Genomic DNA, 18378 nt, shown 5'->3' with positions numbered 1-18378 from the left:
GAGACGAATGCTAACGTGAATTTTTAGCCGAAGCTTGGCAGACCACTCTTCGGACTGAAGATGGGCTTGCATGGCGCATTCGTCGCGTCCGCGAGCGAACGCATCCGCATTCCAGGCGAAGGTGCAGACGGTCGATACGACAGGTCACAGCGACAGGGTCGATAGTGCGCTTCGTTCGAGGCCGCAGCGCCTATAACCGAGAGGCGACGGTCTGGCATTCCTGAGCGAAGAGGTTGGCGTATGAAACATGCACTGGTGACAGGTGGCGGCCGCGGTATCGGGCTTTCCGCCGCCCTGGCGCTTCGTGACGCAGGTTATCGTGTGACGGCGACGGGGATCGATGCCGCCGAAATCGCCGCCATGCCGAAGAGAGAGTGTCTTGCCGGCGTCGTGCTCGACGTGCGCGACCAGGCCTCCGTGGAGAGGCTGGTCGGTTCATTCGACAGGCTCGATGCAGTCGTCAATTGCGCCGGGCTCATTCGGCGCGGCGGCGCGGAGTTCGATCCCGCCACCTTCTCGGAGGTCATCGACGTCAATCTCTCGGGCACGATGCGGGTTTGTGTCGCAGCAAGGCCGCTGCTGGCTCGAAAGGGCGGCGCTATCGTCAATACCGCTTCCATGCTGTCATTCTTCGGCGGACCGGCCGTGCCGGCCTACACCGCCAGCAAGGGCGGCGTGGCGCAGCTCACCAAATCTCTGGCCGTTGCCTGGGCGGCTGACAGTATCAGGGTCAACGCGGTGGCCCCCGGCTGGATCGCCACCGAGCTGACCCGTCCCCTCTACGAAGACCCGAGCCGAGCAGAGCCTATCCTGCAGCGCACGCCGATGCGCCGCTGGGGCAAACCGGAAGACGTCGCCGGCCCGATCGTCTTCCTGTGCTCGGAAGCGGCCGGCTTCATGACCGGCGTTATCCTGCCGGTCGACGGCGGTTATGCCGCAGCTTGAAAGGAGAGAGGTTCCGTGGCCTACCAATCTGTCCACCCTATGTCGCCGCCCGAGATCGTCGTCGCGGCGGTTCCCGAAGATGAACGGCTCTGGGTTCCCCAGGCCCCCGATGTCTGGTTCCGCCCGCTGATGCTGAACACGCTGCAGGGCGCATGGTGCAATCTCCTGCGGGTGCGCCGCGCCGGTATCCTCAGCCGCCATCGCCATCCGGCACCCGTTCACGGCTATGTCATCAAGGGCCGCTGGCGCTACCTCGAACACGATTGGATGGCCACCGAAGGAGCCTATGTCTTCGAGCCGCCCGGCGAAACCCATACCCTGACCGTGCCCGACGACGTCGAGGAGATGATCACCTTCTTCAACATTTCCGGCTGCATGTATTATGTCGATGAAAACGGCGATCACACCGGCTTCGAGGATGTCTTCACCAAGATCGACATGTGCGCCGCCCATTATCAGAAGGTCGGCCTCGGCGCCGATTTCGTGAGGCAGTTCGTCCGGTAGCGGTTGACGAGCCGATCGGCATCTTTTCGGCCGGCGGGGATGAAATCCTCACCACCCGCCGCCGAAACGATCGTTGCTACTCCTTCACCGCACCCGTCATCGAGGACACGTAGTAGTCGACGAAGAACGAATAGAGGATGACGACTGGCAGTGAGCCGAACAGGGCGCCTGCCATCAGCGATCCCCATTCGAAGACGTCGCCGCGCACCAGCTCGGTCAGGACGCCCACCGGAATGGTCTTGTTCTCCGAGGACTGGATGAATGTCAGCGCGTAGATGAATTCGTTCCAGGACAGCGTGAAGGCGAAGATGCCGGCCGAGATCAGGCCCGGCACCGCAAGCGGCAGGATGATCTTGACGAGGATCTGCCAGCGGTTGGCGCCGTCCACCAGCGCGCTCTCCTCCAGTTCGAACGGGATCGAACGGAAATAACCCATCAGCAGCCAGGTGCAGAAGGGGATGAGGAAGGTCGGATAGGTGAAGATCAGCGCCAGGCGCGAATCATAGATCCCGAGCTTGAAGACGATGAATGCGAGTGGGATGAAAAGGATTGACGGCGGAATGAGATAGGCGAGAAAGATGACGAGGCCGATCTGCCTGGAGCCGGTGAAGCGCACGCGCTCGATCGCGTAGGCGCCGAACACCGAGGCCACCAGCGACAGCGCCGTCGACCCCACAGCCACCAGCATCGTGTTCCACAGCCAGCCGGGATAAGATGTCTCGAGGAACAGGTATTTGATGTGGTCAAGCGTCGGGCCGACCACCCAGAAGGGGCTGTAGTTGTTGTAATCCGTCAGCTGCTCGTTCGGCTTCACCGCGGTGATCGCCATCCAGTAGAAGGGAAAGAGCAGCACGAAGACGAAGACGGCCATCGGCAGGTAGAGCATCACCACGCGCCGCGGCAGGCGGTTAAGATAGCTCATGCCCTCGGCATTGTCGGTCAGGACCTCATCGGCCGTTTTGAGATTGGTCGACATGGTTCGCTCCTTAATCTTGTCCGCCCTGCTGCCATTTGCGGCGTTGCAGACCGAAGAAACTGAACATGATGGCGCCGAGCAGGAAGGGTATCATGGCGACGGCGATGGCAGCACCCTCGCCGAGCTGCCCGCCCGGAATGCCGCGCTGGAAGGAGAGTGTGGCCATCAGATGCGTGGCGTTGACAGGCCCGCCCTTGGTTAGCACGTAGATCAGCTGGAAATCCGTGAAGGTGAAGAGCACCGAAAAGGTCATGACGACGGCGATGATCGGCGTCAGCATCGGCAGCGTCACATAGCGGAAGCGCTGCCAGCTCGTCGCGCCGTCTAGCGAGGCGGCCTCCTGCAGCGAGGCCGGAATCGTCTGCAGGCCGGCGAGCAGCGAAATAGCTACGAAGGGAATGCCGCGCCAGACATTGGCGACGATGACCGAGATGCGGGCATTCGTGGGATCGCCGAGGAAGTTGATGGGCGCGCTGATCAGCCCGAGCTTCATCAGCGACCACGATATGATCGAGAATTGGGAATCGTAGATCCACCAGAAGGCCAGCGCCGAAAGCACCGTCGGCACCACCCAGGGCAGGAGCACGATCGCCCGGAAGAAGGATTTGAACGGAAGGTGCTGGTTCAGGAGCAGCGCCAGCCAGAGGCCGAGAGCGAATTTCAGAGCCGAGGCGATGACCGTGTAAAGGATGGTGTTGAAGACTGACAGCCAGAAAACCGCGTCATCGGCCAGGAATTCATAGTTCTCCAGGCCGATGAAAATGCCTTCCCGGCCGATCCGCGTGTCGGTAAAACCAAGCCAGACGCCGAGCCCCAAGGGATAAGTGAGAAAGCAGACGAGGAACACGGCGGCCGGCAGCATGAAGAGGAAGCCGAGCACGTTGTTGTTCTGCATCAGCGAGGGGCCGCGCTTATCCCCTGAGTCCAAGGTCGACATTGCTTGTCTCCAGATTGCATTCAGTCCTGATGCATCTCGCCCGGAAGTGTGCAGCGGTTCCGGGACAACGACATGCATAAAAACAAGGAACTGAAGCGCGGCGCATGGATCAAATCTGATGTGACGCGCTTCAGAGGCTCGCGGCATGCCGGACATCAGGCATGCCGCAGGTCCCGGGTCCGGTTCAGACGCGGTAGTAGCGGTTTGCCCGGCGTTCGGCTTCCTTCATCGCGTCCTCGGGCGACTTCTGGCCGGTGACGGCGGCGGCATACATGTCGACCAGCACGTAGTCGGCCATGGTCGCCGCCGAGGCGTAGCCGAGCGGCCCGGCATAACCGTTCGGGCGCAGCTTTTCCGAGGCGCGCGCATAGGGCGCGTGAACCGGATCGGCAGTCCAGACCGGATTATTGGCGAAGGCCTTGAGGGGCTGGCAGCAATAGGCGCTGGAGCCCTGGATCCAGGCATTCATCTGATCGGCTTCCATCATGAACTTGATGTAGGCCTTGGCCGCTTCCGGATATTTGCTGTGCTTGAAGAGCAGCAGCGAGCTCGTCTGGAAAAGCTCGACGCTCTTGCCAACCGGCCCGATCGGGAAGTTCGTCGTGCGGATGTCCTTGGCGATCTCGGCGAGTTTCGGGTCGTTCTTGGCCGTGTAATAGACCGAGACGCCGTTGGCGATCAGCGATACCTGGCCGGCGAGGAAGGCACGGTTGTTGTTGACATCCAGCCAGCTTTCCGTGCCCGGAATGAAGGTCGCGTAGAGCTCCTTGGCGTAGTTGATAGAGGCGAGCGTTTCCGGGCTGTTGATCGTCACCGTGCCGCTTTCGTCGACCATCTTGCCGCCATGGCTCCAGAGCAGCCAATGGGCGTAGTTGTTGCCGTCGCCGACCGCCTTGCCGTGCGGGAAGCCAGCGGGCGTGCCCTTTGCCTTCATCGCCTTGCAAAGCTCGAGGAAGCCTGCGGTATCGTTCGGGAATTCGTTGAAGCCGGCCGCCTTCACATGGCTGTCGCGATAGACGACGGCATTGCCGATTGTTGTCAGCGGCATGGCGATGAACTTGTCGTCGCGGGTGGCGTAACCCTTCAGGCCGTCATACCAGCCCTCGTATTTGTTGCCGAGATAGTTGCCGAGTTCGGTGAGATCGACCAGCTTGTCGGGATATTGGTGCGCGTCGTCGAACCAGCACATGATGAGATCCGGACCGGAGCCGACATTGGCCGCGACCGCTGCCTTCGGACGGATGTCCTCCCAGCTCTCCTTGTCGATGCGCACTTCCACGCCTGTCGCCTCGGTGAACTTCTTGGTATTGGCGAGCCAGGCATCCTCATCGCCCTTCACGAAAGGCGTCCAGCGCAGCAGCCGCAGGCTGGCGCCGCTTTCCGGCGTGTAGGTCGGTTCGGCCTGCGCAAAGGACGGCTTGATGCCAAGGCCGGCGACACCGGCAACGGCTGCCGATGCAGCAAGAAATTCACGTCTCTTGATCGTCATGAGATTCCTCCTCAATGAAACAGCGGGAGCAATTCTCCGGCATTCACCTCCCGCTTGGTGAACGGCGGCCTGGCATCCCGGGGGCGTAAGCTCCCCTGGGAGGTTTGCGCTCCCGTGGGGCTCACCCCTCGAATGCTTGCGCTCCGGCGGAACGGAAGACTCCTCCTCTCCCCTTATCCCGCCGGATGGCGTCAGTCGGTCAATCTCATGCCGCCTTCGGCGTCGAAGAGATGCACATGTTTGGCGTCGATCGCCACGCGGATGGCTTCACCCGGACGGGCATCGACACGCTCGCGGAAGACGCAGCTGACATCGCTGCCGCCGAGGCGGACGGTCAGATGCGTCTCGTAGCCGGTCGGCTCGATCACCACGATCTCGGCCGGCAGGCCGTTGGCATCGAGCGAGATATATTCTGGGCGCAGCCCGTAGACGAGGTCACGGCCGATAGCGCTTGCCGGCGGATTGGAGACCGGCAGCCGCGTGCCGTTGGCGGCGACGAACTGGCTGGGGTTCTCCGGATCGAGCCTGCCGTGGATCATGTTCATTGCTGGCGAGCCGATGAAGCCGCCGACGAAAAGATTGGCGGGGCGGTCGTAAAGCTCGAGCGGGCTGCCGATCTGCTCGACGATGCCGTCATGCATGACGACGATCTTGTCGGCCATCGTCATCGCCTCGATCTGATCATGCGTGACGTAGACGGTCGTCGTTTTCAGGCGCTGGTGCAGTTCCTTGATCTCGGCGCGCATGGCGACGCGCAGTTTCGCATCGAGGTTGGACAGCGGCTCGTCGAACAGGAAGACTTCCGGATTGCGCACGATCGCCCGGCCCATGGCGACGCGCTGGCGCTGGCCGCCGGAAAGCTGGCGCGGATAACGGTCGAGCAGCTTGTCGAGACCGAGGATCCCGGCGGCATATTTCACCCGCTTTTCCGCTTCTGCCTTCGGCGATTTGTTGAGCATGAGCGAGAAGCCCATGTTCTGCTCCACCGTCATATGCGGGTAGAGCGCATAATTCTGGAACACCATGGCAATGTCGCGGTCCTTCGGCGGCAGCGTGTTGACGACGCGCCCGCCAATCCTGATCTCGCCGCCGGAAATATTCTCGAGCCCTGCCAGCATCCGCAGAAGCGTGGACTTGCCGCAGCCGGAGGGGCCGACGAGGATGACGAATTCGCCGTCGGCGATATCGATGTCCACCCCCTTGATGACGGGATGCGCGCCGAATGATTTCCGGACATCCGCGAATTGAACGTTTGCCATACTCCCTCCTCCCAGATCATGAGCACTGCATAACTGCATATAGGTCGCTTCGGCCGCAGCTGCAGGCCTTCTCACCCTCGCCCGACAAAGGGCATTTTTGTCGCCATGACAGTCATGGTCAGCACGTTGGCGCTGAGCGGCAGGCCGGCCATGTAGACGACCGCGTCGGCAATATGGGCCGGGTCGATCGTCGCCTCCGCGGCAATGCTGCCGTTGGCCTGCAGTACGCCGGCCGCAATTCTCGTCGTCATGTCGCTGGCGGCATTGCCGATATCGATCTGGCCGCAGGCGATGTCGAATTCGCGCCCGTCAAGCGCGGTGGATTTGGTCAGGCCCGTAATGGCGTGCTTCGTCGCGGTGTAAGGCGCGGAATTTGGGCGGGGCGTTGTGGCCGAGACCGAGCCGTTGTTGATGATGCGGCCGCCGCGCGGGGTCTGGCTCTTCATCAGTCGGAAGGCCTGCTGGGTGCAGAGGAAGGCACCGGTGAGATTGGCGGCGACGATGGTGCTCCACTGCTCGAAGGAAACCTCCTCGAGCGGCACTCCCGGCACAGTGACCCCGGCATTGTTGACCAGGAGGTCGAGCCGTCCGTATCTCTCCGAGATCGCGTCGAACAGAGCCCGCACCGAAGCGGGATCGCCGACATCGGCAGGAACCGCGAAAAACTCGGCCCCCGTTTCGCTGCCAAGATCGCTCGCCGCCTTCTCAAGCACATCGGCCCGTCGCCCTGAAATCACGACCCTGTAGCCGGCAGCGCCGAGTCCCCTTGATATGGCACGCCCGACACCGGTGCCGCCGCCGGTGACAAGCGCGATCCTTGCTTCTCCTCCCGCCGATATGCTCACGCAACACTCCCGCCGAGTTCATCCTCGATATGCACCTGCAGAATTTCGTCGAAGCTCGTTTCCGCCGTGTAGCCGAGCGAAGAGGCTCTGGTCGCATCGAACTGAGTCGGCCAACCGGCGACGATGCGTTCAATCACGGGGTCGGGCACGCGTTTGATGAGGGCGACCGCCTTGTCGCCGGCCACCCGGCGCAGAGCGTCGATCTCTTCGGAGACCAGCGCGGAAAGGCCCGGCATGGTGAGGTTGCGCCGCGCGCCGATCTTTTCGGTATCGATCGTCGCGGCATGGACAAAAAAGCCGACGGCCGCGCGCGGACTGGCAAACCAGTGCCGCACGCTGTCGCTGACCGGCAATATGGCTTCCTTGCCGACCAGCGGCTCGCGCAGAATGTTGGAGAAGAAACCGGAGGCCGCCTTGTTGGGTGCGCCGGGGCGCACGCAGATGGTCGGCAACCGGATGCCGATGCCGTCGAAGATGCCGCGGCGGGAATAATCGGCAAGCAGCAGTTCGGCGATCGCCTTTTGGGTGCCGTAGCTCGTCAGCGGCGTTGTGAAGAATTCGTCCGGAATGACCTCAGGGAACGGTGTGCCGAAGACGGCGATCGAGGAGGCAAAGACGACGCGCGGTACATAATCGCTCTTGAGGCCGAGCTGACGGATCGCATCAAACAGGGCGCGCGTGCCGTCAAGGTTGACGGCATAACCCTTGTCGAAATCTGCCTCGGCCTCACCCGACACGATGGCGGCCAGGTGAAAAATCAGATCCGGACGGCTTTCAATCAGCCTGTCGGCCGCACCGGCAGAGGCAAGGTCAACCGTCAGTTCCGTCGAGACGGGCCGAAGCGATGCCGGCACCGGCGGCTGAAACGCGTCCACCAGCGTCAGGCGGGTGACGGGCCGGCCGAAAGCGAGCGGCTCGCGCCCGATCTTCTCGACCAGCTTGCGGCCGACCATGCCGGCTGCGCCCAGGATCATCACATGCATATCGGCTCTTCCTCCCGTCGGCCGGTCTCTTCGGTCAAGATCAGGCTACTCTTCGTATTGTCTTGTGGTCACTCCCCGGCCGGCTCGCGAGGCGATCTGGAACCGGCCCGATCGGCATATGCCTGATCGAATTCAGATAGGTTTGCAACCTGCGGGTCAAGTCACCTTTCCTGATCCGCAGATGATCGGTATCGAACGTTAATCAGATGCCGGACCCTCCGAAGTGCTGGCTGTCCGCCCATCGACTCCCATTCGACGACCATGGCTTTCCTTGTCTCCCGCACGGCTTCTCTCCCGTTTCCGATGGCTGGTATCGATACCGGTATCGGTAACAACGCCTATTTTTACCGTGCATGTCAAGTAGCGAGTGTTTTCCTTTTTTGGAAAAGAGCCTATGAGTCTGACGTTGCCCGCTGGCGAGGCAGTTCGACGATGGGGTCGGTGCGATGCGTAAATCCACACTGGAAGAGGTTGCCGCTGCGGCAGGCGTCAGCAAGATGACGGCATCGCGCGCTCTTCGCGGCGCCGCCGACGTCTCCAAGGAGACCCGCGAAAAGGTGCTTCAGCAGGCCGAGCGGCTAAACTATGTCGGCAACCGGCTGGCGCTCTCACTGTCGTCGCAGCGCACCAACCTCGTTGCCGTCGTCGTTCCCAGCATGTCCAACATCGTCTTTCCCGAAATGCTGGCGGGCATTTCCGCTGGGCTGCGGGGATCCGGCATGCAGGCGGTGTTCGGCATCTCCGACTATGACATGGCGAAGGAACGGGAGATCATCCGCGACATGCTCTCCTGGCGGCCCGCCGCCATCATCGTGACGGGCCTCGATCAGCCGGCGGAAACGGTCAAAATGCTGCAGAATGCAGCCATTCCCGTCATCCAGCTGATGGACCTCGACGGCACACCGATCGATTTCAACGTTGGCCTCTCACACGGCAAGGCTGGGGAAGAGATGGCAAAAGCGCTTTTGGCGGCCGGCCGCCGGCGGTTCGGTTATATCGGCAGCGCGATCGACAGAGATCTGCGCGCAGGCAAGCGGAAGGCCGGCTTCGAGAAAGTGCTGCGCGAGAGCGGCCTTTCCTTCGTAGATGAGCGGTTCAACGCCGCCTATTCCTCAGTGGCGCACGGCAAGCGGCTGTCGATGTCCATGCTTGCCGCGACCCGGGATCTCGATTGCATCTATTATTCCAACGATGACATGGCAACGGGCGGCGTCTTCGCATGCCTGGAACTCGGCATTTCCAGCCCTGCCGAAATCCTGATCGCCGGCTTCAACGGATTGGATGTTGCCAGTGCCCTCCCCGTCAGGATTGCGACCTCGATCTCGCCGCGGCGCCAGATGGGCGAAGCCGCCGCCGCGCTTCTGCTAGCCGCGAACAGCGGTGACGAAAACCGGATATGCGAAAAAGTAATTGCTTTCACTCCGGAGATCACCGGAGTCGATCGAGGTTAAAGGCCTCGCGTGCTTCAGAGGATTGAGCGCGTTCACTGGTCTCGACCGAGCTGTTTTACGAGATCGGCAAGCATTGCGGCCTGGCCCTTGAGAATCTTGATCTCAGCCTCTGCGATCGCAAACCACCCAGCGCGGTCGACCTCGGGAAAACTTTGGATCCGACCCGATCGCGGCGGCCATTCGATCTGAAACTCCGAACTCCGTACCTTCTCGACATCAAGCGTGACGTCCGCCTCCACCGACCAGACGACCACCACCTTTCCGCCAGGCTGGCGATATTCTCCGAGCGGGACGAAGCTTCCCTTGATTTCGATGCCGAGCTCCTCCTGCGCCTCCCGGATTGCTGCCGACAGTTCGTCTTCGCCGGCCTCGATCAATCCTTTCGGGATCGACCAGGCGCCCTCGTCCTTCTTTGCCCAGAAGGGACCGCCGGGATGAACGAGCAGGACCTCCAGCTTCCTCTCGCAAAGGCGGTAGATGAGAAGCCCGGCGCTACGGACCGGCATAGGCAACTCCCTCAATGATCATGGTCTTTCCTCGAGGACAACTTTCCGCGCGGTGGCGCGTTAGAGCTGACAGCCACACAGACGCGCGGAGAATATCATGCCCAAAGGATTCCGTTTCGACCTGCTTGCCAAGAGCGGCTATGTGGCGCGCGGTATCGTGTTCCTCCTCGTGGCGGGCCTCGCTCTCTTCTCCGGCGTTGCCGGGGGGAAGCCGGAAACGAAATCGGCACTTTCGACGCTTCTCGAACAGCCCTTCGGCCGCGTCTGGGTCGGGCTCATCGGCGTCGGACTTCTGGGTTTCGTCGCTTGGCGACTGGCGCAGTCGCTCGCCGACAGCGACGGCCATGGCCGCGACACCAAGGCCATCGCCATCCGCGCGGTTTTCTTCGGCAGCGCCGTTGTCTATCTCGGGCTTGCCGGATACGCGCTGGGGCACGCACTCTTCAGCGGCGGCGGAAGCGAAGGCTCGGGTGAGAAGGGATTGGCCCAGTGGATCATGTCGCAGCCGTTCGGCGCCTATCTTGCCATGGCCGTTGGTCTCGGCTTCATCATCGGCGGGGTCGTGACGGCGGCTAAGGGCATCACCAGGAAATTCGAGCGCTATCTCAGGCTCGCCGACGCCAGCGGCGTGGTGACCTCGGTCTGCGTCTACGGCCTCGTCGCCCGCGGCATCGTCTTTGTGATCACCGGAATCTTTTTCGCCTATGCAGGTTTTCGTGTTGACCCTGAGCAGGCAGGCAGCATGGCGGACGCGCTCGAATGGGTGAGACGGCTTCCTTTCGGCGCCATCCTCTATATCGCCGTGGCGATCGGACTGGCGGCCTTCGGGATCTATAACCTCGTCGAAGCGCGCTATCGCATCGTGCACAGCCCCTCCCTTGACGACGTGAAACATTCGATCCCCACACCTGGCCATTAGCAAAAACGGCGGCTTCCCAAGCAGGCGGGCTGCGCCATCTCTGTCAGATGATCTATTTTACCGGCGATACCCATTTTGCAGATCCCCGCGTCCTTCGCATCGACCGACGCCCCTTTCCCGACATGACGTCCCATGACGTGACCCTGATCCAGAACTGGAACGAAATCATTGGCCCGCAGGACGATATCTGGCATCTCGGCGACTTCATGTCGTTCCGCGGTGGGGACTGCGACCAGCTCCTTTCGATGCTGAACGGGCGGAAGCACCTCATCATCGGGAATAATGATCCCCCGGCGACGACAGAGGCGACGGGATGGGCAAGCGTTCAGCACTACAGTGAGATGACGCTGGACGATCATCTGCTGATCCTGTGCCATTACCCCTTCCGCACCTGGAAGAAGATGGGGAAGAAGTCGATCAATCTGCACGGACATTCCCACGGCCGCCTCAAGCCCCTGCCCCGCCAGTACGATGTCGGCGTCGATGCGCAGGGCCTCAGGCCGGTGTCGCTGCAAGCCCTGTTGTCAACGAAGCCGGGGTCATGATGCCGCTGAAAAGCGCTAAGCGACAGAACGAAATGACGGCCTGGTTCTCTTCGCTGGCGCCGGTCCAGCCGAGCGAGATGCTCGGCCTGTGGCGAGGTGCGGGCATACCATCGGATCACCCGCTCGACGGCGTTCTCGAGAACCTCGGCTGGTTCGGCAAGCGGTTCCACGCCGACATGCGCGCGGACGCCCTCCTCTTTCAGTGGCGGTCGGATCGGCTGGTGGCGATCGAACCCGGAATTATCCCAATCAGCCTGGCGATCAAGGCGGCGCCGTTCGGCCGCACTCGGATCGCCCGGAACTGGTTCTCCTATCTGCAGAAGGCACTCCGGGCGCCGGGCACGACCGCCTCGTTGAAGCTTCGGACGTTCGACAACGTCAGCACTGCTGCGATGGTCTACGACAGGCAGCCTATCGCCGACTATTTCCGCAGGATGGGAGATCACGAAGTGGCCGGTATGATGTGCGTCGATAATGATCCCCGTCGCTATTTCTTCAATCTCCGCAAGATCGAAGTCGTATCTCAGCGAGCCGTCCCAGATTGAATAAGGAGGCGACTCCCCGATGCCGCCACGATGGCGCCAGCGCCTCGGCGCCGGGAACAATCTGCCGCGTTCGCCAGTTGTAAGGGCACGCTAGCCTGGGGGATATCATGCGTGCCGTCCTGATCGCGACTTTGCTCTCGCTCTCCTGCTTGCCGTCGAACGTAAAGGCGTCCGAAGCAGGGTTTTTGCAATCCTTGGCAGGTGACTGGAGCGGGGGTGGAATGGTGCTCACCAAGATAGGCGGCACCAATTTCAATGTTTCGTGTACCCTCAGATCAGATGCCAGCGCATCCGCCGTCTCGATGAACGGAAAATGCCGCGGCTTGGCGGTTTTCACCCGAAGTTTCTCGGCGAGTGTGAAGGCAGCCGGGCAGCGTTACACCGGCAATTACATTGGTCCATCGGGGCAGCCGTCCAAGCTTGCCGGCAGCAGAAACGGTGAAGCACTGAACCTGCGTGTGACCTGGGCGCGGATCGTCAATGGCGATCGAGACGCCACGCTGATGATTGAGAAAGTCGGGCAAGACAGGTTGCGACTGCAAACGGTTGACCGAGATCCGGCCTCGGGCCAGTCGGTCGTGACGAGCCGCATCGATCTACAGCGTCCCTCGCCGGCGAAGAAGTGAGGCCTCCTCCTGACATCAAGAGGTTTTCCCGCCGCAGCACCTTCAGTGCTTTTTGGCGTGATGGTCGCCTCGGTCGCCTTCCCCCGGCTTGGTGTCATTCTTTGCCCGCCGCCGCTTGTCTGCCGACAGCGAGCGGCCGACATCGTCGGATTCCTTGAAGCGACCGCGATTGTCGCGGCGGACGTAGCGCTTGTCGGTGCCCGTATCTACCAGTTCACGTTTCGACATGATCGTCTCCTTTGCTGTTGGATTAGGGAAACGCACAAGATTCCAAGAGGATGCATGGCTCAGCTTCCAAAGACGCCTAGGCGACGTTTTTGAAGACCATGCTTTAGGCGGCCATTCTGACGAGCGCATCGGTGAGCTTGCGGATGTCGTAAGGCTTGGAGAAGAAGAGGCCGCGCTCAGGCAGGTCATTCGGGTCCGGCTGCTTCATGCCGGAGGCGAGGATAATTTCCACCGGCGGCCAGCGGTCGCGGACAGCCTTTGCCAGCATCAAGCCATCCATGCTGCCCGGCATGTCGATATCCGTAAACAGGATCCGGATGCCGGGCACTCTTTCGAAAAGCATCAGCGCCTCGTCGGCATTGCGTGCCTCGAGCGCCTCAAAGCCTGCCTCCTCGACGATGGCGACCGCCATCATCAGCAGCAGAGCTTCGTCCTCGACCACGACTACCTTGGTTTTCATGTCTGGCTCGTATGCTTTTCGTCCCGGCTTGGAGGGTCAACTTCGCCTTTGGCAACCGGTTCCCCAATCGAAAATATTACTTCGAAGATGAGGCCTTCGGTCCGGTAGTCCACCCGGGATCGCGCCTGCGCCTTCGAAGGGAAGGCACGTTCTATGAGCACCGAGCCGAAGCCCTTTTTCGTCGGCGTCGAGACCGGCGGGCCGCCGGCTTCCGTCCACAGAAGCTGGACGCGTCCATCCTCATGTTTCCATTCGATGGTGACTGTTCCATTTTCGCTGCCGAGGCTTCCATACTTGGTTGCATTGGTCGCCAGCTCATGAATCACGAGCGAGAGCGGCAGGGCGGTGTCTGCGGGAAGAACGACGTCCGGTCCTTCGAGATGAATGCGCTCGGCTTGCGAGGCGACATGCGCCCGCAGGGCTGCGGAGAGGATATCCCGAATGGGCGAAGCCGACCCCTCCCGCGACAGGATGAGGTCATAGGTGCCGGCGAGGGCTGCGAGCCGCTCGGCGAAGGAACTGTATCTCTCCGGATCGGACCGCGAGAAGGTTTGTCTGGCAATCGCCTGCACGAGCGTGAAGCCATTCTTGACGCGATGCGCCAGCTCGCGGACGAGCAGGCTGCGTTCCTCCTCCGCCTGCTGATTTTGGCGCCTGCGCTCTTCGAGTTCGTCGAGCAGCCGATCGAAGGTTGCGCCGACCTGCCCCAGCTCGCCCGGTCCCTTCATGCCGGTCCGCGCCGTCGTCTGACCGCTGCGCCAACTTTCCATCACATCCGCGATCCTGGAGATCGGTATCAGGATGAAGCGGTTGCCGATAAAAATCGCGGCGAGGAAGGCGAAAAGCGCACCGCCGATGATGGCGAGCGTATTCATCAGCGTCGCCCGGTCGATCGGCGCGAAGGCTTCCGCTTTCGAGAAGCCGGCGCTGACATAGAGTGGGTTGGAAGGCAAGGCTATCGGGCGATAGCCGAGGATATGCGCTGTTCCGTCCTGGCCGGTCATCTCGATGACATCAGGCTGTTCGGCGTGGATCAGCCGCTGGTATTCCTCGGGCATAACCGTACCGACGAACTGTTCGGGAGAGGGAACGTGCGCAATGATAGTCCCTTTGGCGTCGGCGAGCGTCACCGCATTGCCGGGAGCAACACCGCGCTCGGTGATGCGGTTCTGCAGCCAGTCCAGCCGAATTCCGCTGATGATCATCGCCTTGATGGTATCGCCTTCCATCAGCGGCATCGCGAGCGGCAACACCGGGCGATCGGAAAGGCGGCTCTGCGTATAGGTGCCGACGACGAAGTCTTTGGTCTCCAGAGTCTGCCGGAAGTAATCGCGGTCGGAAAACACCACGCCCGGGGGAAAAGCCATGCTTCCGCAGATCGGCCGCCCATCGAGACCGGCGACGAAGATGGTGCGGATGTTGGGGATGCTTTCGACAACCGACTTCAGTGCATCGTTGCAAGCCTGGACGTCGAGGTGCCGGACGGAAGGCATGGCAGATACGGCGACGAGAAGGGCGTGCAGACCCTCGATGATCCGTTCGACTTCCGACGAGGCTTGCCTCGCCGCCTGCGCCGCGGAGGCGCGCACTTCCTCGTTGCGCTGGTGGCGGAGCGCGACTTCGTTGTAGACGAGCATCGCAACCACCGGCGCCAGCGCCGCAACCGCAACTGCAACCAGTTTGAGCCTCATCCTGTCCCCTTTCGGAAAAGGGTTGGTAGCATGAGCGAGACGATCCGGCCCAGACCGCGCGCGCAATCTTGTTTACAAAGTATCAACATACGAATCCCGATGCGGGTACGTAAGCCTTGCCGGGCTTTGCATCGCGGCTAGTTAAATCAAAGATGAGTGATGCCAAAAGCACTTCCTCTGAAACCTCTCCAGCGGGCTCTGTTCCGCCACGGCCGCTGTCTGGCGTAATGGCGGATGAGGTCGAACGTCTTTTATCGGGCCGAACCCGCGATATCCGCCTGACGGGCGAGCTGCGCCGCCGTTTTGACGAAAGGCTGTGGCGGCAGACCGCGAAGGTCATCCGCTCCTGGATGATCTGGGTCGCATTCGTCGATGTTCTGACGCTGGCGCTGAACGCACTCCTGCTTCCCGGGCAGATCGTTCTGTCGATGATTGCCCCCGCCTGCCTTTTGCCGCCGGCGGCAATCTTGACCGCGGTCGTCTGGAACAAGCCGCGGCCGGCGGCCGTTCAGCGGGCGTCACTGCTTGTGGGAATGTTCCTTATTCTCCTCTCGGTCGGGCTCGTCGGCGTTTTTGCCGGCGGCGAATTTTACGAGCGGCATTTGAGCATCATGTTGTTCGTCGCGACGAGCGCAATCACCATCTTCAGCGTACCGCTGGCCTGGACGATTGCAATTGCCTGTTATGCCCTTTGTCTCTACTTCATCCTCCAATGGTACAACCCGCTCTTGGAAGCGGGCAGTGTCGTCGCCGCGACCCTGTTCTTTTCCTGTGGGATCATCGCTACGGTGGTCGCCAGGCGAACGATGAATATCCTGGCGCAGAAGACATTTCTTCTAGACTGCAGGGATCAACGCCGTGTCGCGGAGCTGGCCGACGCGAACGCCCGATTGGAGCGGCTGGCCCGAACCGACCCGCTCACCGGGATCGCCAATCGCCGTTGGATGATGGAAACGCTCGAGGGCCTCTGGCGCAATGGCCGCGAAACTGGCGTCGCCATGCTGATGTGCGATATTGATCATTTCAAGGGGCTGAACGATAAGCTCGGCCATGGCGAAGGCGATCGCTGCCTCGTCAAGGTTGCCGGCATCATCCAGAGCTGCGTGCGCGCAGATCGCGATCTTGTCTCTCGACATGGCGGCGAGGAGTTTCTCATCGTGCTTCCTGATGTCGATGAAGAAGAGGCCGTCGCGGTCGCCAGGCGAGTACGCGAAAGCGTGGAAGCGGCCGCCCTGCCGAACCCGGCCTCCAGCGTTGGCCCCTCGGTGACGCTGAGCGTCGGGGTGGCGTTCAAATCGGCACTCGATACGGATGTTTCGTTGGCCTATCTCCAGCACGAGGCCGACATGGCTCTTTACCGCGCCAAGGAGGCCGGACGCAACCAGGTCTCGATCTTTCGTCGTCCGCCTGCTGCCGCCGGGCAGACCGCCGCGCGACGTCAGGGGTAGCGGATAGGCAGATCTATCAGAGCTCCTTCCCCCGAACGATCATTCAGCCCGCAGCCACATAATTGACGGTCGCGGGAAGGCCGGCCCTATGGCCAGTCGGGTGATCGAGGTCATCGGATCACCAGGATCAATACCATCGCGATGGCGGAGATGAAGCCGGTGACGCTCAAACCGAAGGTCAGATATTCGGCTGTCTTCTGCCCGTGATGGCCAAGCTCCACGTTTCCAAGCACAGCCGCGAAGCCTCCGGCCAACCAGCTCGCCAACGTCAATATGCCAAGGAGAAGCGCCCAATGTGTTGCTGTGTCCATCGTCTTGCTCCCGTTACGGCTACTTTTCCTCGCAAGGGAAACGCTCCTGCGCGTCTGATCAGTAACCACATAGCTGCCGTTTTGTTTCCGTGCGGTATCTGCAATTTCGTCCAAAGCCGCCAACTAGTTCATCGGCCATCAGCGGTCGTGTTTTCGGCAGATCTCTTGGATTCTGCTTCGGTAACCAGTCGGAGAAACAATCTGGTCCTCAATGAAGGCAGCGATCGTCTCAAAACCACGCCCGTTGATCGCCAGCAGCCGAGAAACGAAATTTCGCCCCCCGGGCGTCAGGCCTCCTCCGAAAGCGCGGAAAACTGGCGGGCTTTCAACGTAGACATGGGAATTCTCCTGGGTGAGATCCGATGGGAGCGACCCGGCGCCGAACGCGCCGGGTCGCTGTGTTAGGCTGTCTTCAGGGCCGGAACCGCGCGACGGTCGAGAGCGCCGCTCAACACGGTCAGCAACAGAGCGATGACAACCAGGATGGCACCAACCCAAGGGGTCGCACCGAGGCCAAGCGGCGATCCAACCACCAGACCGCCCAGCCATGCGCCCATCGCGATGCCTAGGTTGAAGGCGGCAATATTGAGAGCCGATGCGACGTCCACGGCACCCGGACGATGTTCCTTGGCCAGTTTGACGACATAGAGCTGGAGGCCCGGCACGTTGCCGAACTGAAGGAACCCGAGCGCAGCAAGGGTGACGATCGCCAGAACCGGCGAGGCCGCGGTAAAGGTCAAGATGACAAGTACAATGGCCTGCAAGATGAACAGACCGATCAATGCCTTGACCGGGTTAAGGTTGGCGATCCTGCCGCCGGCAATGTTGCCGATTGCGATTGCGATGCCATAGAGAACCAGAATAAGGCTGACGCTCTCCTCGGAGAAGCCGGTGATTTCCTGGAGGATTGGCGCCAGGAAGGTGAAGGCGACGAAGGTGCCGCCGTAGCCAAGCGCTGTCATTGCGAAGACGATGAGCAGACGACCAGAGCCAAGAACGCGAAGCTGATCGAGCAGGCTTGCCGGCGGCGCCTTCTTGAGCGTGTTCGGCAACAGGGCGGCAATGGCGAGGAAGGCGATGACGCCGAGTGCGGCAACGGCCCAGAAAGTCGCGCGCCAACCGAGGATCTGGCCAATATAGGTGCCGAGTGGCACGCTCGTGACGATGGCAACTGTCAGGCCCATGAACATCATGGCAATCGCCGAAGCGCGGCGGTTCTCCGGCACGAGATCAGCGGCAATGGTCGAGCCGACCGAGAAGAACACGCCATGGGCGAAGGCGGCGATCACCCGGGCCACAAGCAGCAGATCGTAGCCTGGCGACGACGCCGCGATTGTATTGCCAACGATGAACAAGGCCATCAGGCCGAGCAGCAACGGCTTTCTTTCGATTTTGGCAGTGAGCGCCGTCAGGATCGGCGCGCCAAAGGTGACGCCAAGCGCATAGACGCTGACGATAAGCCCGGCAAGCGGCAGGGTAATGCTGAGGTCTGTGGCAACGGTCGGCAAAAGACCGACAATCACGAATTCTGTGGTACCGATCGCATAGGCCGCGATCGTCAAGGCGAAGATTGCTAAAGGCATTATAAATTCCTTTCCGCTCGCCGTTGAGGTGGCGGCTGCAAAGACAGCAGCGCTGTCAGACGAAGTTGTTGACCGCAATATGATTGCACGGGACTTTTGTGATAATTGGCATTATTGAAGAAAAAGA

General features: G+C 61.3%; 20 protein-coding genes. 8 read left to right on the top strand and 12 right to left on the bottom strand.

Going from position 1 to position 18378, the window contains the following annotated elements; all coding sequences use genetic code 11:
* Positions 1-240 precede the first annotated feature (240 nt).
* Entirely contained in the window at positions 241-945 is a 705-nt protein-coding gene (locus tag NXC14_RS28515; protein ID WP_085781389.1) for an SDR family oxidoreductase, read from the top strand.
* 39 nt (positions 946-984) lie between these two features.
* Positions 985-1449, top strand: coding sequence for a 2,4'-dihydroxyacetophenone dioxygenase family protein (locus NXC14_RS28510; RefSeq protein WP_085781388.1), 465 nt, complete (start codon positions 985-987; stop codon positions 1447-1449).
* 76 nt (positions 1450-1525) lie between these two features.
* Here NXC14_RS28510 and NXC14_RS28505 read toward each other — a convergent pair whose 3' ends face one another.
* The 6 genes from NXC14_RS28505 to denD form a co-directional block, all read right to left on the bottom strand.
* Positions 1526-2425 (bottom strand): carbohydrate ABC transporter permease, encoded by a 900-nt coding sequence (locus tag NXC14_RS28505; RefSeq protein ID WP_040112047.1) that lies wholly within the window; start codon positions 2423-2425, stop codon positions 1526-1528.
* 10 nt (positions 2426-2435) lie between these two features.
* On the bottom strand, positions 2436-3362 hold the full coding sequence (locus tag NXC14_RS28500) for a sugar ABC transporter permease (protein ID WP_085781387.1): 927 nt from the start codon (positions 3360-3362) through the stop codon (positions 2436-2438).
* 184 nt (positions 3363-3546) lie between these two features.
* Positions 3547-4851 carry an ABC transporter substrate-binding protein gene (locus tag NXC14_RS28495; protein ID WP_085781386.1) on the bottom strand — a complete coding sequence of 435 codons (1305 nt, stop codon included), beginning with the start codon at positions 4849-4851 and terminating at the stop codon, positions 3547-3549.
* A 191-nt stretch (positions 4852-5042) separates the two neighbouring features.
* Positions 5043-6110 carry a sn-glycerol-3-phosphate ABC transporter ATP-binding protein UgpC gene (ugpC, locus tag NXC14_RS28490; RefSeq protein WP_085781385.1) on the bottom strand — a complete coding sequence of 356 codons (1068 nt, stop codon included), beginning with the start codon at positions 6108-6110 and terminating at the stop codon, positions 5043-5045.
* Positions 6111-6181: 71 nt separating this feature from the next.
* Positions 6182-6955 (bottom strand): SDR family oxidoreductase, encoded by a 774-nt coding sequence (locus NXC14_RS28485; protein ID WP_085781384.1) that lies wholly within the window; start codon positions 6953-6955, stop codon positions 6182-6184.
* A complete protein-coding gene (gene denD, locus NXC14_RS28480; RefSeq protein WP_085781383.1) occupies positions 6952-7938 on the bottom strand; it encodes a D-erythronate dehydrogenase in 987 nt (328 codons plus the stop codon). The genes NXC14_RS28485 and denD overlap by 4 nt, the downstream gene beginning before the upstream one ends.
* A gap of 446 nt (positions 7939-8384) precedes the next feature.
* Between denD and NXC14_RS28475 the strand changes: the two genes are divergently transcribed.
* Positions 8385-9389: a LacI family DNA-binding transcriptional regulator gene (locus NXC14_RS28475; protein ID WP_085781382.1), complete on the top strand. Its 1005-nt coding sequence runs from the start codon at positions 8385-8387 to the stop codon at positions 9387-9389.
* Positions 9390-9421: 32 nt separating this feature from the next.
* Here the strand turns inward: NXC14_RS28475 and NXC14_RS28470 are convergent, their stop codons facing one another.
* Positions 9422-9895, bottom strand: coding sequence for an NUDIX domain-containing protein (locus NXC14_RS28470; RefSeq protein WP_085781381.1), 474 nt, complete (start codon positions 9893-9895; stop codon positions 9422-9424).
* A 97-nt stretch (positions 9896-9992) separates the two neighbouring features.
* On the opposite strand from NXC14_RS28470, the gene NXC14_RS28465 reads away from it, so the two are divergent.
* The 4 genes from NXC14_RS28465 to NXC14_RS28450 all read left to right on the top strand — a co-directional run bounded on the left by NXC14_RS28465 (position 9993) and on the right by NXC14_RS28450 (position 12530).
* Positions 9993-10814 (top strand): DUF1206 domain-containing protein, encoded by an 822-nt coding sequence (locus NXC14_RS28465; protein WP_085781380.1) that lies wholly within the window; start codon positions 9993-9995, stop codon positions 10812-10814.
* Positions 10815-10861: 47 nt separating this feature from the next.
* Entirely contained in the window at positions 10862-11359 is a 498-nt protein-coding gene (locus NXC14_RS28460) for a metallophosphoesterase family protein (protein ID WP_085781379.1), read from the top strand.
* A complete protein-coding gene (locus tag NXC14_RS28455; protein ID WP_085782032.1) occupies positions 11359-11904 on the top strand; it encodes a GXWXG domain-containing protein in 546 nt (181 codons plus the stop codon). Before NXC14_RS28460 ends, NXC14_RS28455 begins: the two co-directional genes overlap by 1 nt.
* 107 nt (positions 11905-12011) lie before the next feature.
* A complete protein-coding gene (locus NXC14_RS28450) occupies positions 12012-12530 on the top strand; it encodes a hypothetical protein (RefSeq protein WP_085781378.1) in 519 nt (172 codons plus the stop codon).
* A gap of 42 nt (positions 12531-12572) precedes the next feature.
* On the opposite strand, the gene NXC14_RS28445 is transcribed toward NXC14_RS28450, so the two are convergent.
* The 3 genes from NXC14_RS28445 to NXC14_RS28435 all read right to left on the bottom strand — a co-directional run bounded on the left by NXC14_RS28445 (position 12573) and on the right by NXC14_RS28435 (position 14909).
* The gene (locus NXC14_RS28445; RefSeq protein ID WP_085781377.1) at positions 12573-12758 is read right to left on the bottom strand and encodes a hypothetical protein; all 186 of its coding nucleotides are present in this window, start codon (positions 12756-12758) and stop codon (positions 12573-12575) included.
* 103 nt (positions 12759-12861) lie between these two features.
* A complete protein-coding gene (locus tag NXC14_RS28440) occupies positions 12862-13218 on the bottom strand; it encodes a response regulator (RefSeq protein ID WP_085781376.1) in 357 nt (118 codons plus the stop codon).
* A complete protein-coding gene (locus NXC14_RS28435) occupies positions 13215-14909 on the bottom strand; it encodes a cache domain-containing protein (RefSeq protein WP_085781375.1) in 1695 nt (564 codons plus the stop codon). The genes NXC14_RS28440 and NXC14_RS28435 overlap by 4 nt, the downstream gene beginning before the upstream one ends.
* Before the next feature lie 152 nt (positions 14910-15061).
* On the opposite strand from NXC14_RS28435, the gene NXC14_RS28430 reads away from it, so the two are divergent.
* The gene (locus NXC14_RS28430; protein ID WP_085781374.1) at positions 15062-16357 is read left to right on the top strand and encodes a GGDEF domain-containing protein; all 1296 of its coding nucleotides are present in this window, start codon (positions 15062-15064) and stop codon (positions 16355-16357) included.
* Between the two features lie 110 nt (positions 16358-16467).
* Here the strand turns inward: NXC14_RS28430 and NXC14_RS28425 are convergent, their stop codons facing one another.
* Together NXC14_RS28425 and NXC14_RS28420 are read right to left on the bottom strand one after the other, a co-directional pair.
* Positions 16468-16668: a hypothetical protein gene (locus tag NXC14_RS28425; protein WP_085781373.1), complete on the bottom strand. Its 201-nt coding sequence runs from the start codon at positions 16666-16668 to the stop codon at positions 16468-16470.
* Positions 16669-17069: 401 nt separating this feature from the next.
* Entirely contained in the window at positions 17070-18251 is a 1182-nt protein-coding gene (locus NXC14_RS28420; RefSeq protein WP_085781372.1) for an MFS transporter, read from the bottom strand.
* Positions 18252-18378: the final 127 nt, after the last annotated feature.

The organism is Rhizobium sp. NXC14, from assembly GCF_002117485.1.
Lineage (GTDB): Bacteria > Pseudomonadota > Alphaproteobacteria > Rhizobiales > Rhizobiaceae > Rhizobium.
The sequence above is the reverse complement of the archived record's forward strand: the minus strand, read 5'-3'. Positions and strand labels throughout refer to the sequence as shown.

Coding starts and splice junctions, on each gene's coding strand:
- NXC14_RS28505 (WP_040112047.1), bottom strand. CDS start 2,425: ATGTCGACCAATCTCAAAACGGCCGATGAGGTCCTGACCGACAATGCC.
- NXC14_RS28495 (WP_085781386.1), bottom strand. CDS start 4,851: ATGACGATCAAGAGACGTGAATTTCTTGCTGCATCGGCAGCCGTTGCC.
- NXC14_RS28435 (WP_085781375.1), bottom strand. CDS start 14,909: ATGAGGCTCAAACTGGTTGCAGTTGCGGTTGCGGCGCTGGCGCCGGTG.
- NXC14_RS28425 (WP_085781373.1), bottom strand. CDS start 16,668: ATGGACACAGCAACACATTGGGCGCTTCTCCTTGGCATATTGACGTTG.
- NXC14_RS28470 (WP_085781381.1), bottom strand. CDS start 9,895: ATGCCGGTCCGTAGCGCCGGGCTTCTCATCTACCGCCTTTGCGAGAGG.
- NXC14_RS28500 (WP_085781387.1), bottom strand. CDS start 3,362: ATGTCGACCTTGGACTCAGGGGATAAGCGCGGCCCCTCGCTGATGCAG.
- NXC14_RS28465 (WP_085781380.1), top strand. CDS start 9,993: ATGCCCAAAGGATTCCGTTTCGACCTGCTTGCCAAGAGCGGCTATGTG.
- NXC14_RS28475 (WP_085781382.1), top strand. CDS start 8,385: ATGCGTAAATCCACACTGGAAGAGGTTGCCGCTGCGGCAGGCGTCAGC.
- ugpC (WP_085781385.1), bottom strand. CDS start 6,110: ATGGCAAACGTTCAATTCGCGGATGTCCGGAAATCATTCGGCGCGCAT.
- NXC14_RS28440 (WP_085781376.1), bottom strand. CDS start 13,218: ATGAAAACCAAGGTAGTCGTGGTCGAGGACGAAGCTCTGCTGCTGATG.
- NXC14_RS28420 (WP_085781372.1), bottom strand. CDS start 18,251: ATGCCTTTAGCAATCTTCGCCTTGACGATCGCGGCCTATGCGATCGGT.
- NXC14_RS28510 (WP_085781388.1), top strand. CDS start 985: ATGTCGCCGCCCGAGATCGTCGTCGCGGCGGTTCCCGAAGATGAACGG.
- NXC14_RS28445 (WP_085781377.1), bottom strand. CDS start 12,758: ATGTCGAAACGTGAACTGGTAGATACGGGCACCGACAAGCGCTACGTC.
- NXC14_RS28450 (WP_085781378.1), top strand. CDS start 12,012: ATGCGTGCCGTCCTGATCGCGACTTTGCTCTCGCTCTCCTGCTTGCCG.
- NXC14_RS28430 (WP_085781374.1), top strand. CDS start 15,062: ATGAGTGATGCCAAAAGCACTTCCTCTGAAACCTCTCCAGCGGGCTCT.
- NXC14_RS28455 (WP_085782032.1), top strand. CDS start 11,359: ATGCCGCTGAAAAGCGCTAAGCGACAGAACGAAATGACGGCCTGGTTC.
- denD (WP_085781383.1), bottom strand. CDS start 7,938: ATGCATGTGATGATCCTGGGCGCAGCCGGCATGGTCGGCCGCAAGCTG.
- NXC14_RS28460 (WP_085781379.1), top strand. CDS start 10,862: ATGATCTATTTTACCGGCGATACCCATTTTGCAGATCCCCGCGTCCTT.
- NXC14_RS28515 (WP_085781389.1), top strand. CDS start 241: ATGAAACATGCACTGGTGACAGGTGGCGGCCGCGGTATCGGGCTTTCC.